Here is a 13,873-nt window from a genome sequence, read left to right on the forward strand (position 1 = left end):
ACACATGAAGAAAGCCCGCACAGCCGATAACCGGAGCGCGAGCAATCCTGTTTATCTATAATAAATCATCATTCGACATGAAACAAGCTTTAACGTGAGATATCTATGTTCAAGTCACTTGCTTCATACATACTGAACCGTCCGTTGGACGACCCGATATAGATTTCATTTCCGAGCCGATTCATGGTTCCATTCTTCGCATCCCGATCACGATGCTCCGGGCTTCCCATTACAACGTCATGTACACGGCCAATCAAGGTACCATCATGTTTATCCATGATCAGAAGATCCTCACCCATCGGCAGCAAAAGCTGATCATCAATCACTAGGTAACTCCCCTGATTGGTAGGATATCGAAGTGACGAAATCGTGTTTTGTGCATTCCAACGTGTTTCTCCTGTATCATATGCAAGGGCTGCTGGATAACCGTTTTGGATTACATATAATTGATCGTCCTCCACGAGGACCCGTTCAATTTTGTCGTTCAGCGTCCATCGTTTTTTACTACTCTTGGCATCATACAAGGTGGTTGTGAAATCTGCATAATCACCATACATTTCCCCGTTTTTGTGCTCACGGATGAGTATCATGCTGTCATTCAGCACTTCGATTTGCTGTCCCATCCGGGCTGGAAACTGTGCATGCTTCTTACCTGTGCTCAGATCGACCAGCACCCACAGGTCATCCAGCAGCATCCAGCGTTCTGGCTGTGCAGCTGCAAACGGATCAAGGCGGATGATTCCATCAAAATAAGGATTCCGATCCAGAGGCTCTATCGTCGATTTTGCCACAGCAATGCTCCACACCGTACGGCCAGATCGCGGATCGGCTGCAATCAATTTATCCTTTTCCCAATACATGACATAAGGATCTTCTGCGCTCTTGTTTAATAATTCATAGCCGGCAGTTAGTTTACGCTTCCATAATGTTTTTCCGTTCTTGCTGTCCAACACGGTTAACCAGCTATTGCTTGAGCCTTCAACAACCGGACTATCAACAACGACTACATTCTTTGCGGCAGTAATGCCTTTCAATCTGATTTGTTTCTGTGGGGTGTACTCCCAAGTGACCTCTCCATCCTTCAACCGGAGATGGCGTATACGATCCATGTATTCTTTCTTATCTGGGTCGTAACTTGTATATATCGTCACAGCTTCACGGTCGGTATCTATATATGCTTGCAGCGCACCATACCCTGAATTGATCTGCCATAGTTTCTGGCCTGAATGACGATTAAGGGCGTATATGGAACCTTCGTAGTAACCCCCACTAAATCCACCGTCATCCCCTTTCATCAGGAGCACATCATTCGTCGCTGCTTGCAAAAAGGTATAGTTGATATCCCCTTGATTCGTCCATATGGGTTTCCAAGGTATTGTTATCGGCAATGATTTGCCTGTGATTTTGGTGGTGAATTCGTATTCATCCGAACGACCGAAGCTCCAATCGGACTCCACCTTGTTTGGATCATCTTGCGGTATGTTCCAGCGTGTTCTGGCAAGCCTGCCGTTCTTATTGAATGTCACCAGAAATTGGGCATCTGTTCGCTCATATCGCCAGGTCTGTCCAATACTCATTGCATAACCCGTGTCATTCAAATTGGCCGAATTCTCTTTCCAGTCCGGTTCACCAAGCCATTGTTTGACTTGTTTGGAGGTTGTTTCTTTGTTCAACATGATATCCGTCAAATGGCGTACAGCCAACGCGGACTGCGATGCATCCTGTTGAAACCAACCATCCGCTACAATGGCTTGCTGCTCTATACTCTGTGCCTTGATCCAGAGCAGTGCAGGTCGATAAGTGAATGATTCCTTGTTCCAGCTTCGTGGAGCGATGGAAACGCCATACCAATCCTTCATCGCTGCAACAATCACCGCCTGGTCTGTAAGGGATGGACTTGGAGCCCAGCTTGTCGAGCTTCCCGGAGCCAGATACAGCTTACTTCCGGGACGAAGACTGAACGTTTGGGGAGTTATAGTCTTCAAACTTCGACTTTCCTTGGATGCGTACCAGCCGGGAATCCAGAATTCCCCTCTGCTGTAATCCTCGAATTTGATCCATTCGCCGCGAACGGCTTGTATTTTAATTTTTGCATTGCTGGAGGTGTAGTATTGTATTCCCATCAGATCAACGGGCACTTTGTTATCTATAACTTGGGTGTACAGGGGCATACCTGCCTCCAAATTCAAGGTATCTCCCTTTTTATAAGTCGTTTTCGCTTGTGCAGACAAGGCTTGAGTTGTCGAACCGGAGCCCTGTCCTGCCCGTGGTTCCGTATCCATTTCCACCAGCATGAACGCCGTAACCAGTACGGCCGATATTCCAGCTACAGTGATCCATAGGTACCCCGTCTTTTGCCACATCGACCCTCTCTTCACGCTCGTTCACCTCATCTATTTGAAGTTATTTCCAATAAAGACGTTTTGAACAAGGAAAAGTTACTGTTACTCCCAAGTATATTTACCAAGCGTGAAATAATTACAGGTCTCACCTTACATCCACAAGCATTGAATTATAAGGGAATGTCATTCCCAATATATAAGCAGCCGTTAACATAATGATAAAATACCCCACAAAACATACATCCGCTTGGGAGTACCCAATCTGAACATAAAACGTCCGGCTCCCGCCTTCCTTGAATCCCTTCGCTTCCATCGCCACCGCCATACGCTGCGCACGGCGGATACTCTGTGCAAGTAGTGGAATAGCATATCGTTTCAGGATGCCATATACATTCCAGCGGGAGCCGCGCTGCCTCGTTTCCCGAATGCGGATGGCATAACGCAGCGTCTGGAATTCATCCAGTAAAATCGGAATCATGCGCATGGCCGCCAGAAAACTATAAGCATACTTGGGTGGAAGCTTCCACTGCTGCATAAGGGAATAAAAAAGTCGAACAGGCTTGGTCGTCAGGCCGAACAATAATCCGGCAGCCGCCATACTCAGCGAACGAAATCCTAGGTGCAACCCGCGATAGAAGCTCTCTTCGGTAATATGAATCAATCCCCACTGAAACCAGGTGGTCTCGCCCTTACCAAACATGATCATTCCTGTAGAGGTGGAGATAAATACCAGAACGAACGGAGACGCGTACAGCAATAACCTGGGCCATGGGTGACCTGTCCAGACCAACAATAACAGCATGACAACTGCCACATTAGCCATTACATTCAGGTTGTGAACAAGAATGACGAAGACAAACAGCAATGTCAGGAAAATCATTTTCAATCCCGGATTCACCGCGTGAAGCCAGGTCTCACGATGAGGAAACGAGAGCTGCATCCGTTAACCTCCCCTCATCCACCGTCCAGACCCGGTTGCAATAACGCTTCACAATTTCCCGGTCATGCGTAACCATCACAATAGCTGTCCCTTCACGCCGCAGCCGTTCCAGCTGTGATAACATGGCAAAGGTATTGCGCGCATCCTGTCCAAATGTAGGCTCATCCAGTAACAAAATACGCTGTTCTCGCACCAGAGCAGACGCTACACTCAATCGGCGTTTCTGTCCCATCGACAGTTGGTAGGGATGCCGCTCGGATAGCTCTGTCAGTCCGAATTGCTCCAGCATATGATCAGTCCGAACATTTCTTTCTTTGGCAGTTAGTTTGCCGCCCAGCAAGGAAAATCCCACTTCATCCCTGACCGTATTTGTCACGAATTGAAATTCAGGATTCTGGAATACAAAGGCAATGTGATCTGCAAGCTGTTCCGTTTTTCCGGCCGATTGTCCTTCCACAACATAATGACCTGTCGTTTTTAGGATATTCATCATGGACAGCAATAATGAACTTTTACCTGCCCCGTTAGCTCCGACAATCCCCACCCAATCTCCGTAACATACCTTGGCCTGTTCCACCTGAATGAATGGCGTTTTTCCGCGCCATCCGGTGAATTTCTGCATTTCCAGGGCTGGCCGGAGCTGAGCAGAAGCTCGCTCTTCTTTGTTACCCATACTTTCAGTTTCTGCGGTCGCATAAAGAATAATAGGCTCTTGGTTGACCAACACCTGTGACCTCGTCTGGCCCCGCTCTTCCCAAACCCCTGGATACCAGATTCCGTATTCTCTCAGCATATTCCGTCCATCCGTAAACACCTGATTCGCAGGGCCATCCGCTACAATCTTACCTTCAGGCGACAATACGATGATTCGATCTACCCAATCGACAATTTCATTAATTTTATGTTCAACGATAATGAGTGTTTTGTCCTGTGCAATCTGTTTCACCGTATCCCACACCTGTGAGGTTCCCTCATCATCCAGCAGCGCCGTTGGTTCATCCAAAAAGAGTACGTACGGCTCCATCGCAAGAATCGAAGCCATCGCAAGACGCTGCTTCATGCCCTGAGACATGGATTGTATCAGTGTTCGATTATGTTCAAAGTGTAATCCTACTTGTTCCAAGTATTGATGGATAAGAACTGGCATCTGCTCGCGTGGAATATTCCGGTTTTCAAGGACAAAAGCAATCTCTTCATCCGTATATGACATACAGAACTGGGTGTCCGGGTCTTGAAAAACAATGCCGGGCTGTTCAGGCACCTGTATATCGTCACACTTCATCGGAATCTCCACAGATCGCGGAATCAGACCGCTCAGAATTTGCAACAAGGTCGATTTGCCCGAGCCACTGGGTCCAAGTAACAACACTTTCTCCCCTTGACGCACAGAGAGAGACAGGCCTTGAAACACCAAGGCCTTCTCTCCCGGGAACTTGCATCTTAGATTCGTAACACCTGCCGCCTGCGCATTCCCCTTCGTGATCATCTAGTCCAATGCCTCATAATCCTGCTTTGAAACTGGTCTGAGTGAGCGCGTAACCCCTGTCAGCTCCAGCGCTTTGGCCAGATAATAGGCGAATACACCCGCAATCAGAATACTACCTATGAAGCGGAAGCCGATAAACAGCGTATAATTCCACGCCGAGAGTGAATCGATGTACCCGTACTGATAATCCAGCAATAGCGATGCAGCTGCTGCTCCAATCGCTGCGAGGCAGGTGACAAACAGGTTCGTTTTTCGATACAGCATTGCAGCAAAGAATATCTCTGCCCCCAGTCCTTGAAACAAGCCATACACCAGTGTGGACATCCCCCATTCACTTCCTAGAAAAGCACTCACTGTTGATGCCGCAACTTCAGCGAGAATAGCCACGCCCGGCTTACGGATAATGACAAAAGCAAACGTGCCCGCCATAAACCACATGCCATAGATCATCTGCTCTGCATGAACGCCGAACGGCTTCATCAGATCATACGTAGGCCCCCATATTTTGTAGATTACTCCAAACACAACCGCAATCACGATCGTTACCAGGATATCGGTTAATTTCAATTTGTTACTGCGTACTTCTGTCGACATGTTCTCTACTTCCTTCCTCTGTTTCCCTTGGATTATAAAAAAAACAAAAAAGCCTCCCCGGTTACCAGGCAGGCCATACGCACAGTTTACAATTCTCACGATGCTACGGATTAGGCAAATATGGAGAAAGAAGAAAACAAACGACACCATCCCCGTCACATCAGAAAAAATCCCATTGCACCCAAGAAACGCTGACATCTATCATCTATTCCTTATCCTTAATCCTTACCATTGCACATCGCAAATTCATGTTCTCTACGCTGGCATTACCCAGATCAGATAAACGGTCAGCGGCACAAGGCCACTCTCTCAGCCCAACTTCATTGAGCTCCCGGTTCACTTATTTCATTGCTTCTACTGTACAACACATGGGTATTTGTGACAATCCCGATAAGAGAAAATCTAGTTTAACCTAGGGGAAAGAGTGATTAAATATATGATTCTTCTTGCGGAAATATGCTTCTGACATCTCACAACGGTGCAAACGGGAGCGAATGACGTGTGTCAGGTTCATTTAGACCAAAAATAACGCCAACAAGGGTTGTCCCCCGTCATTGTCATGACTTATGGGACAGCCCCTTTTAATTGGCATGCTTCAACTCGTTTATAGGAAAATGATTACGAACCGCCACGCCCCGTATTTAATATTGTGTATTCCCGGATTGACTTGTTTTGCCTGATGCAAAGCCTTTGAACAAGGTCGGTACTTTGGAGTAACGTGTATTTGTAATTTTCCCTTGCGATGTACTGCTGTCCGTACGCATAATAGAATCTTTGACATTGGAAATGTCCGAGTTGTCGAGCGTCATGTTCACGGCGAAGGTTGTTCCACCATTTTGACGCACCAGCTTGCCAATATCGTCTGCACGGAAATTTTTAATGTTAATCGTCCCCGCTGCATTGATTTGAAACACTTTATCATAGGCTTTGTAAGCTGCCCCGCCCGTAATGTTGACCGTGCCGGCTGACTTCAGAGTCAGAGCATCCTCGCCTACATCCTCCCAAACCACATTTGATATCGTACAGTTACCGTAACAATGAACACCATCAGCTGCAGGCGAACCGATAATCACATTTTTGAGCGTAGCGCCTGCCTCCAAGCGAAATACCGGCTTCTGATCTTCTGCTTGAGATCCATCTCCCAGTGTGGAGGGGTTAGCTACATAGGTTTGGCCTTTGCCGTCAAACGTTTCACCCTTGGCTACAATAATTGTTGAGTTTACAACGGTAGGTGCAGCTAAAGCGGGGATTGCACCAAATAATGAAGCGACCAGACCGGCGGACAGCAACAACGTCAACATTTTTTTCATAACTTAAATCCTCCCTTATTCTGATATTTGGCGTACAAGCAAGAGCTTGTCCTTACGGAACCCCTTCAGAGGTGCACCTCTGGTTCGGAACCTACCCTAATCCTACCAAAAAAGGGATGTTACGATAATAATCATTAGCTTAGATATAGAAACGACAGCATCATGCCTGTGATCTCGGCATTTTTTGCAGCGCACTTCAACATCGGATGTGCCGATCTCAACTTCGGGTATGCTTCATTTACAACTCGTAATCTATGGTTAGATGCTCCTTTATCGTTCTGAGAAAAAATGAAAGACCACTTCATCTGTTTCCAGACAATGTGGTCTCTATTATTTTGATCTCTGATTTTATTTAAAAATTACACTTTAGGCTCCAAACCGTTGACGATATCCGCACTTCCGACATAATTCCTCCACCGCTTCCCGTTTGGAGAAACCATAGAACAGATTGTTTGCTCGTTCACCATCTACTATCTCCGAGAACGACTTTTCGTGAACGTTGCCCAAGTTAATTACACCCTCACCGTCGAGGCAGCATGGAACCACAGTTCCATCGACAAGCACAGCTGCTTGACTGCGAAGCGCATGACAGAAGCCTTTACCGTCATCTTCCGGTGCATCCAGACTCGGCCATTGGAATTCGTGATCCTGATTGAGGTACACATTATGCGCAATTTTCACACCGCTGCCTGGCACCACCTTTTCCTCAATGCGGAAATCCAGATTAAACTCCCGTTCAAGAACCTCCAGCGTCTCCCGGTTACGGTTCATCTGGGCATTTGTGAAGTTATCCTGTGTCAGATTCCAGAGACGGAAAGAAATAATAACATTGTGCTTCACTGCTTCCCGGACAAAAGACAACACATTGCCCAGATAGCCCTCACGATCTGTCGAACCTTCGTGTCCATCAAAGCTGTGCAAAGAAAAGTTCATCTGACGCAGCGCCGGTTTGCCGAGCAACTTGTGTTGGGTCTTGGGCAGCAGTGTACCATTCGTCGTAATGTTAACCTTGAACCCCTTCTCATGCGCGGAATCGAGTAACAAATCAATTTTGGGATGAAGCAGCGGCTCACCTTTGACATGTAAATAAATATGCTTGGTATGGGGTTTGATCTGATCCAATATATTGTTGAAGACTTCAGGGTCAATGAAATTTTTGGCACGTTTGGTCTGCGGGCAGAAGCTGCATGCCAGATTACATATACTTGTGATCTCAATATATACTTTCTTGAACGTTTTCAACTCGGGGTCCCCATTCTGCTCAGGAGGGAGAACAGTCCCACCCTCATTTATGATCCGGCCCATATGTGCCACCACTATTATATCGGGTTAGAGAGCCAAGGTAAATCGACCCGCATGTTAATTTTCTTTTCCTCCCTTCCCGGGCGTCTTCTTACTTGTACATCTGAGCAGTTGCCCTTCTGATCGAAGAGCTTAATTCGCTGTTCATTCAAACGGTTAGAATCTTGGGTTACTTTCCTAACTCACATTCCTCGCACTTCTTTTAGGACGCCCTCTTTACATTCCACTTGCATGTGATATATGCTGAACACACAACTGCATATCTTGAACATTGCACTAGGGGAGCCTTGCGGCTGAGACGAATCGAACGATTCGGACCCTTTGAACCTGATCTGGATTATACCAGCGGAGGGAAGTGGAGCGGCCTATCCGTAAGCGGATTTTTTCATGTTAATGATGAAATTTAATATGAATTGAACGTATAGACCCACTCATTTCTCTGGAAATGGGTGGGTCTTTTTCGCGTTCTGCGGCAGATCAGAAGGTGTAATTAAAGATCCCGCAGTTTGAAGTTTGAATCAGAAGGGGGAACGGGACGAGATGGATAACGACATAACCATTCACAACATGAGCTTTGCTTTCCCGAAAAAAAGGGATTCCCCCGTGCTCTCCAATGTGTCGATGCGTGTAGCGGAAGGCGAATTCGTCTCCCTCATCGGTTCCAGCGGCTCCGGTAAAAGCACTCTCTTCAAGCTGCTGGCAGGCTTGCTTGAGCCAACCCACGGAACCATCGAAATTCCGTGGGTTCGCGAAGGAGAGCGGCTTGGACGCGTGGCCTACATGCCGCAAAAGGACCTCCTGTTATCTTGGCGAACCGTCATGGAGAATTGCATGCTCCCCTCCGAACTTGCTTCAGGGCGGCAGGACAAGGCAAAGACGCAGGCGGACATCCTGGCTGGCCTCGACAGATTTGGCTTATCCGGCTACGCGCATGCGTATCCGTACGAACTGTCCGGCGGCATGCGGCAGCGAGTCGCAATGCTGCGCACCCTGCTTACAGGCGGCCAGCTGATGCTGCTGGATGAACCATTCGGTGCACTCGATGCCCTGACCAAACGGGAGATGCATCGCTGGCTGCTAGAACTCTGGGGAAGTTTGGGCAAAACCGTGTTGTTCATCACGCATGATATTGAAGAAGCCTTGCTGCTCAGTGATCGAATTATCCTGTTAACTCCAGGGGGACAAAGCCAACAGCTGCAGGATATAACGGTACCTTTGCCGCGTCCAAGACATTCAGACATGATCTATGAACCGGCTCTCGTTCAGATGAGACGACTACTGGAGGAACAATTGCATGCGAAACGGTAACTGGAGATGCAGCATGAAGGATAGTGTAAAGCGTTGGCTTGCCCGTTATGGTCTGTTTCTCTTGCTCATGCTGTTACTGCTCGTCATCTGGGAGTGGATTGTGAATATGGGATGGGTGCCCTCCTTCATCATTCCAGCCCCTACGGCAATTGCCAGTTCGCTATATGAGCATCGCCGACTCCTGTTGGCTACACATTTACCTGCTACCTTGATGGAGGTTGTCGTTGGTTTTGGCTTGTCCATTGGTGCCGGAATTGCACTTGCGACAGGCATGCATATGAACCGATCCATTGAAAAGGCGTTATATCCCTTCATCGTAATTAGTCAGACGATTCCACTAATCGCTTTGTCCCCCGTCTTTATCCTGTGGTTTGGCTACACGCTGTGGAGCAAAGTCGCGGTGGTATTCCTGATCGCGTTCTTCCCGATTGTCGTGAGCACCTATGATGGCCTGCGCCAAGGTGATCCGGAACAGCGTGAACTGCTGCTGACGATGGGGGCCAACAAGTGGGATATTTTTCGTAAACTCCAGATTCCACTTGCCCTTCCCTCCTTCTTTTCAGGACTGAAGATGTCTGTGGTGTACTGCGTAGTTGGTGCAACGATTGGAGAATGGCTCGGCGGAAGTAAGGGCCTTGGCTATTTCAGCCGCAGAATGTCGAGCAATATGAACACGGATGCCATGTTCGCCGCTATTGTGCTGTTATCCCTGCTTGGTATTGCCCTGTTTGTACTTATTGCATGGCTGGAGAGAAGATTCGCTACAAAACGTCATGCAGGTAGATTTTAAAACAGAAAAAGGAAACGAGGAACTTTAAATTATGAATACAAAGCATATCTATTCCCTGCTCCCCCTCCTTCTTATAACCCTGATGCTGATCGTTAGCGGGTGCGGAAATACGGGTACCAACACACCTGCTATTGATTCAGCTCCCGATGTAAAAGATACAGAATCATCTGCGACCAAAACGTCATCAGATTCCAAAGATAAGCTGTCCATCATGCTCGATTGGTACCCGAATGCAGTACATTCCTTCATCTATGTTGCACAGGAGAAAGGTTACTTCACGGACCAAGGTCTGGATGTCGATGTCCAGATGCCCGCCGATACGAATGACTCACTCAAGCTTGTTGCTGCGGGGAAAATCGATCTGGCACTAAGCTACCAGCCGCAAATTTTGCTCGCGCGTGGGGAGAACATTCCTGTACGTTCCATTGCAGCCATCGTTAGGCATCCGCTTGTGCATCTGTTGACTGAAGCAGATGGTAAAGTAAAGTCGCCAAAAGATCTTGAAGGGCTCACTGTCGGCTATTCCTCAATTCCCCTGTACGAAGCGATGGTGCGTACGATGATCATCCAGGATGGAGGTAATCCTGACAAGATGGATCTTGTGGATGTGGGATTCGACCTGATTCCTTCCCTCGCTTCCGGACAGGCGGATGCCATTATGGGTGGTTTTATTAACCATGAGCTATTGATTTTGGAAAAAGAAGGCCATGCGATAAATTCATTCAATCCCGTCGATTACGGCGTACCTGATTATTATGAACTGGTCCTCACTGCAAGTGAGGTGGGCATTGAAACGAAAAAGGATCAGCTTACACGCTTTATCAAAGCCATACAGGAAGGACAGAAATACGTAACGGAACACCCCGAGGACGCGTTGAACATTCTGCTCGCACATGAGAACGAAACCTCTCCGCTTGACCCGGAGATCGAAACCAAAAGCTTGAATATTTTACTGCCCCTGATGAATGAAGAAGGTCAGCCGTTTGGTGGACAGGACGCCTCGTCTTGGGAAAACGTTCGTGCATGGCTGCTCCAAAGTGAATTGATTCCAGATTCCGTGAAGGCTGAGGATGCTTTTATTAACTTGCAGGGCGAGTAAGGAAATCGCTTGCTGAATGAGATCAAGCAAAATTCGAAAGTTGTCATTCATTATCCATGTCGGAACTACCTGAGTAGATTCGGGATTCAGTTCCTGGACGAATAGAATTCTTATCGAGGATTTGGATCTTGAATTAAGCTTTACAAATGGACTTTACAGCTATCCGTGAATAGTTTTTAACTCCCATCATTTATTGGAACCCACATAATTCAACAAATGTTGCAGAATTAACAACTGATATAAAGGCAACCATCCCTGCCTGCGATTTTTGATCAAGTTGCTTATTTATAAGGAGGATCTCATATGTCTTATCTGGAACGTGTTCGTACGCAAAATCCACTTGTTCATAACATTACTAATATTGTCGTTGCTCCCTTTACCGCCAACGGTTTACTTGCACTCGGTGCATCTCCCTTTATGGCCTATGCGCATGAAGAAGTGGCAGATGTCGCCAAAATTTCAGGAGCGGTTGTATTGAACATTGGCACTCTGGACGAAAGGGTAGTTGAAGCGATCCGCCTGGCTGGTCAATCGGCGAATGCAAATAACGTGCCTGTTGTGCTTGATCCGGTCGGAGCTGGGGCAACCCCCTATCGTACGGAAACGGTCCAGATGCTCCTTCGTGAGCTTCGCCTTACGGTATTGCGTGGCAATGTGGCGGAAGTCGCCAATGTCATCGGTGAGAGCTGGAGTATCAAAGGCGTGGATGCAGGTCAAGGCGAGGGAGATCGCGTCGGAATAGCCGAACGGGCGGCACAAAAACTCGGCTGTGTGGTTGTCATTACCGGACGAGAGGATGTTATTACGGATGGACAAACGACGTTCCTGACGAGTAATGGACATGCCTTGCTTACCCAAGTGACCGGTGCTGGCTGCTTGCTCAGTTCAGTGATTGGTGCTTTTGCAGCCATAGCGAAATCAGGTGACGATTTGCTGAACAGCGTTGTGGAAGCACTCGCTTTTTATGGCATTGCAGCAGAAATTGCGGCGGAACGTACCGCTGACCAGGGACCGGGCAGCTTCCAAATCGAATTGCTGAATCAACTGGCCCTAGTGACACCTGACATTATCGCAAAACGGGTACAGGTTCGCCAGATCGATGGAGGTGCGCAATGAGTATTGCGCAGGCTTTGACGATCGCAGGTTCGGATAATGGCGGCGGCGCTGGAATTCAGGCCGATCTGAAGACCTTTCAGGAGCTCCGCGTATACGGCATGACTGTAATTACAGCCATTGCTGCCCAAAATACAACAGGTGTGCAGGGCGTCTTCCCTATCTCATATGAAGGTATCGCTCAACAGTTAGATTCAACCGGTGATGATTTTCAGCCCTCAGCGGTAAAGACAGGCATGCTCTACAGTGCCGAGATCATTCGGCTGGTCGCGGAGAAATGGCAGCAATATGCCTGGTCCAATCTGGTCATTGATCCGGTTATGGTTGCCAAAGGCGGCGCCCCCCTGTTACAACAGGAAGCCGTTCAGGCGCTAATTACAGAGTTAATGCCTCATGCACTGATCACGACACCGAATATTCCGGAAGCCGAGCTGCTCACCGGGATGTCCATTATGAATTTGGGTCAGCGTGAAGAAGCTGCCAAGCGGATCGTGCAGATGGGCTCGACGTATGCTTTGGTGAAGGGTGGTCATGATGAGGGAAGTGGCATGATTGTCGATGTGCTCTATGATGGGCAGTCATTTCATTACCTGGAGAATGTTCGGGTGGTGACACGACATACCCATGGAACGGGATGTACGTATTCTGCAGCCATTACTGCCGAATTGGCGAAGGGTTCCTCTGTGCTTGCTGCCGTCACGACGGCGCGAGCATTCATTCAGGCGGCTATCGAAGATGAGCTAGGGATTGGGGCCGGGCATGGGCCGACGAATCATTTTGCGTATCAGCGCAGACAGCGGGGTGAGCAGTGATGCGCGGTCTAGATGCAGATGCGATACGCCGTGTGATGCAGGTGTATTTGGTGATGGGCAGCATGAATACGACGCGTGACCCGGTGGAGGTGCTTCGCCAGGCCATCGCTGGCGGCATTACGATGTTCCAGTTCCGGGAAAAAGGAACTGGCGCTCTGGTTGGCGAAGCACGCATCACGCTTGCGATGCGGCTTCGCGAGGTGTGCAGCCAGCACGGCATACCGTTCATCGTGAACGATGATGTAGAGCTGGCTGTAGCGGTGGAGGCCGACGGCATGCATGTCGGCCAGGACGATGCGGACGCGGCGCTGGTACGCGCCCGCATCGGAGAAGGGCGGATGCTTGGCGTATCCGCCCACTCCGCGCTGGAAGCCCGCCGTGCCGTGCAGGCGGGCGCCGACTATCTTGGCGTCGGGCCCATGTACCCGACGCGGTCCAAAGCGAATGCCCACGCTGTGCTGGGCCCCGCCGGGGTGGCCGAACTGCGCGCAGCAGGCATCGCAGTTCCGGTGGTAGGTATCGGCGGCATTACGCCCGATACCACGGCCGCCGTGATGGCGGCAGGAGCCGACGGCGTAGCCGTCATCTCCGCCATCGCGGGCGCGGCCGATGTGCGCGCAGCGGCTGCGCAGTTCGCTGCGGCGGTGCGCGGGATGCAGGCGTAGCCATGTGCTCCCTGCACCGCCAGCCCTTGTGCTGCACCAAGTGCATGGTGCAGCCTAACACACTTTGCCTCCTCTCCATAATAGAGGAGGCAGTCTCACTACCCATACAGCG

The 13,873-nt window shown here is 48.9% G+C and carries 12 protein-coding genes and 1 riboswitch; of the genes, 6 read left to right on the forward strand and 6 right to left on the reverse strand.

The window, feature by feature from the left end; translation table 11 throughout:
• Window positions 1-89: 89 nt before the first annotated feature.
• From Q0V21_RS23165 to Q0V21_RS23190, 6 genes are all read right to left on the reverse strand, one after another.
• Complete coding sequence (locus Q0V21_RS23165) at window positions 90-2,378, reverse strand: outer membrane protein assembly factor BamB family protein (protein WP_301880798.1); 2,289 nt, start codon at window positions 2,376-2,378, stop codon at window positions 90-92.
• 109 nt (window positions 2,379-2,487) lie between these two features.
• Window positions 2,488-3,282: an energy-coupling factor transporter transmembrane component T family protein gene (locus Q0V21_RS23170; RefSeq protein ID WP_301880799.1), complete on the reverse strand. Its 795-nt coding sequence runs from the start codon at window positions 3,280-3,282 to the stop codon at window positions 2,488-2,490.
• Entirely contained in the window at window positions 3,257-4,768 is a 1,512-nt protein-coding gene (locus tag Q0V21_RS23175) for an ABC transporter ATP-binding protein (RefSeq protein WP_301880800.1), read from the reverse strand. The genes Q0V21_RS23170 and Q0V21_RS23175 overlap by 26 nt, the downstream gene beginning before the upstream one ends.
• Entirely contained in the window at window positions 4,769-5,362 is a 594-nt protein-coding gene (locus tag Q0V21_RS23180) for an ECF transporter S component (RefSeq protein WP_024628994.1), read from the reverse strand.
• 641 nt (window positions 5,363-6,003) lie between these two features.
• Complete coding sequence (locus Q0V21_RS23185) at window positions 6,004-6,672, reverse strand: pectate lyase (RefSeq protein ID WP_024628995.1); 669 nt, start codon at window positions 6,670-6,672, stop codon at window positions 6,004-6,006.
• A 366-nt stretch (window positions 6,673-7,038) separates the two neighbouring features.
• The gene (locus Q0V21_RS23190; protein WP_094938439.1) at window positions 7,039-7,914 is read right to left on the reverse strand and encodes a radical SAM/SPASM domain-containing protein; all 876 of its coding nucleotides are present in this window, start codon (window positions 7,912-7,914) and stop codon (window positions 7,039-7,041) included.
• A gap of 328 nt (window positions 7,915-8,242) precedes the next feature.
• Window positions 8,243-8,345, forward strand: a riboswitch (TPP riboswitch).
• Between the two features lie 169 nt (window positions 8,346-8,514).
• Between Q0V21_RS23190 and Q0V21_RS23195 the strand changes: the two genes are divergently transcribed.
• The 6 genes from Q0V21_RS23195 to thiE all read left to right on the forward strand — a co-directional run bounded on the left by Q0V21_RS23195 (window position 8,515) and on the right by thiE (window position 13,761).
• Window positions 8,515-9,282: an ABC transporter ATP-binding protein gene (locus Q0V21_RS23195; protein ID WP_301880801.1), complete on the forward strand. Its 768-nt coding sequence runs from the start codon at window positions 8,515-8,517 to the stop codon at window positions 9,280-9,282.
• Between the two features lie 13 nt (window positions 9,283-9,295).
• The gene (locus tag Q0V21_RS23200) at window positions 9,296-10,072 is read left to right on the forward strand and encodes an ABC transporter permease (protein ID WP_301880802.1); all 777 of its coding nucleotides are present in this window, start codon (window positions 9,296-9,298) and stop codon (window positions 10,070-10,072) included.
• Window positions 10,073-10,103: 31 nt separating this feature from the next.
• A complete protein-coding gene (locus tag Q0V21_RS23205; RefSeq protein WP_301880803.1) occupies window positions 10,104-11,171 on the forward strand; it encodes an ABC transporter substrate-binding protein in 1,068 nt (355 codons plus the stop codon).
• Window positions 11,172-11,474: 303 nt separating this feature from the next.
• On the forward strand, window positions 11,475-12,287 hold the full coding sequence (thiM, locus tag Q0V21_RS23210; RefSeq protein WP_301880804.1) for a hydroxyethylthiazole kinase: 813 nt from the start codon (window positions 11,475-11,477) through the stop codon (window positions 12,285-12,287).
• The gene (gene thiD / locus Q0V21_RS23215; protein ID WP_301880805.1) at window positions 12,284-13,096 is read left to right on the forward strand and encodes a bifunctional hydroxymethylpyrimidine kinase/phosphomethylpyrimidine kinase; all 813 of its coding nucleotides are present in this window, start codon (window positions 12,284-12,286) and stop codon (window positions 13,094-13,096) included. Before thiM ends, thiD begins: the two co-directional genes overlap by 4 nt.
• Window positions 13,096-13,761, forward strand: coding sequence for a thiamine phosphate synthase (gene thiE, locus Q0V21_RS23220; RefSeq protein ID WP_301880806.1), 666 nt, complete (start codon window positions 13,096-13,098; stop codon window positions 13,759-13,761). Before thiD ends, thiE begins: the two co-directional genes overlap by 1 nt.
• The last annotated feature ends 112 nt before the right edge of the window (window positions 13,762-13,873 follow it).

The sequence above is a fragment of the Paenibacillus sp. 11B genome, assembly GCF_030487755.1.
Lineage (GTDB): Bacteria > Bacillota > Bacilli > Paenibacillales > Paenibacillaceae > Paenibacillus > Paenibacillus vandeheii.

What these genes read in the sequence shown, in the direction of transcription:
- Q0V21_RS23170 (WP_301880799.1), bottom strand. Translation starts at nt 3,282, where the DNA reads ATGCAGCTCTCGTTTCCTCATCGTGAGACCTGGCTTCACGCGGTGAAT.
- Q0V21_RS23175 (WP_301880800.1), bottom strand. Translation starts at nt 4,768, where the DNA reads ATGATCACGAAGGGGAATGCGCAGGCGGCAGGTGTTACGAATCTAAGA.
- Q0V21_RS23180 (WP_024628994.1), bottom strand. Translation starts at nt 5,362, where the DNA reads ATGTCGACAGAAGTACGCAGTAACAAATTGAAATTAACCGATATCCTG.
- Q0V21_RS23185 (WP_024628995.1), bottom strand. Translation starts at nt 6,672, where the DNA reads ATGAAAAAAATGTTGACGTTGTTGCTGTCCGCCGGTCTGGTCGCTTCA.
- Q0V21_RS23195 (WP_301880801.1), top strand. Translation starts at nt 8,515, where the DNA reads ATGGATAACGACATAACCATTCACAACATGAGCTTTGCTTTCCCGAAA.
- Q0V21_RS23200 (WP_301880802.1), top strand. Translation starts at nt 9,296, where the DNA reads ATGAAGGATAGTGTAAAGCGTTGGCTTGCCCGTTATGGTCTGTTTCTC.
- Q0V21_RS23205 (WP_301880803.1), top strand. Translation starts at nt 10,104, where the DNA reads ATGAATACAAAGCATATCTATTCCCTGCTCCCCCTCCTTCTTATAACC.
- thiM (WP_301880804.1), top strand. Translation starts at nt 11,475, where the DNA reads ATGTCTTATCTGGAACGTGTTCGTACGCAAAATCCACTTGTTCATAAC.
- thiD (WP_301880805.1), top strand. Translation starts at nt 12,284, where the DNA reads ATGAGTATTGCGCAGGCTTTGACGATCGCAGGTTCGGATAATGGCGGC.
- thiE (WP_301880806.1), top strand. Translation starts at nt 13,096, where the DNA reads ATGCGCGGTCTAGATGCAGATGCGATACGCCGTGTGATGCAGGTGTAT.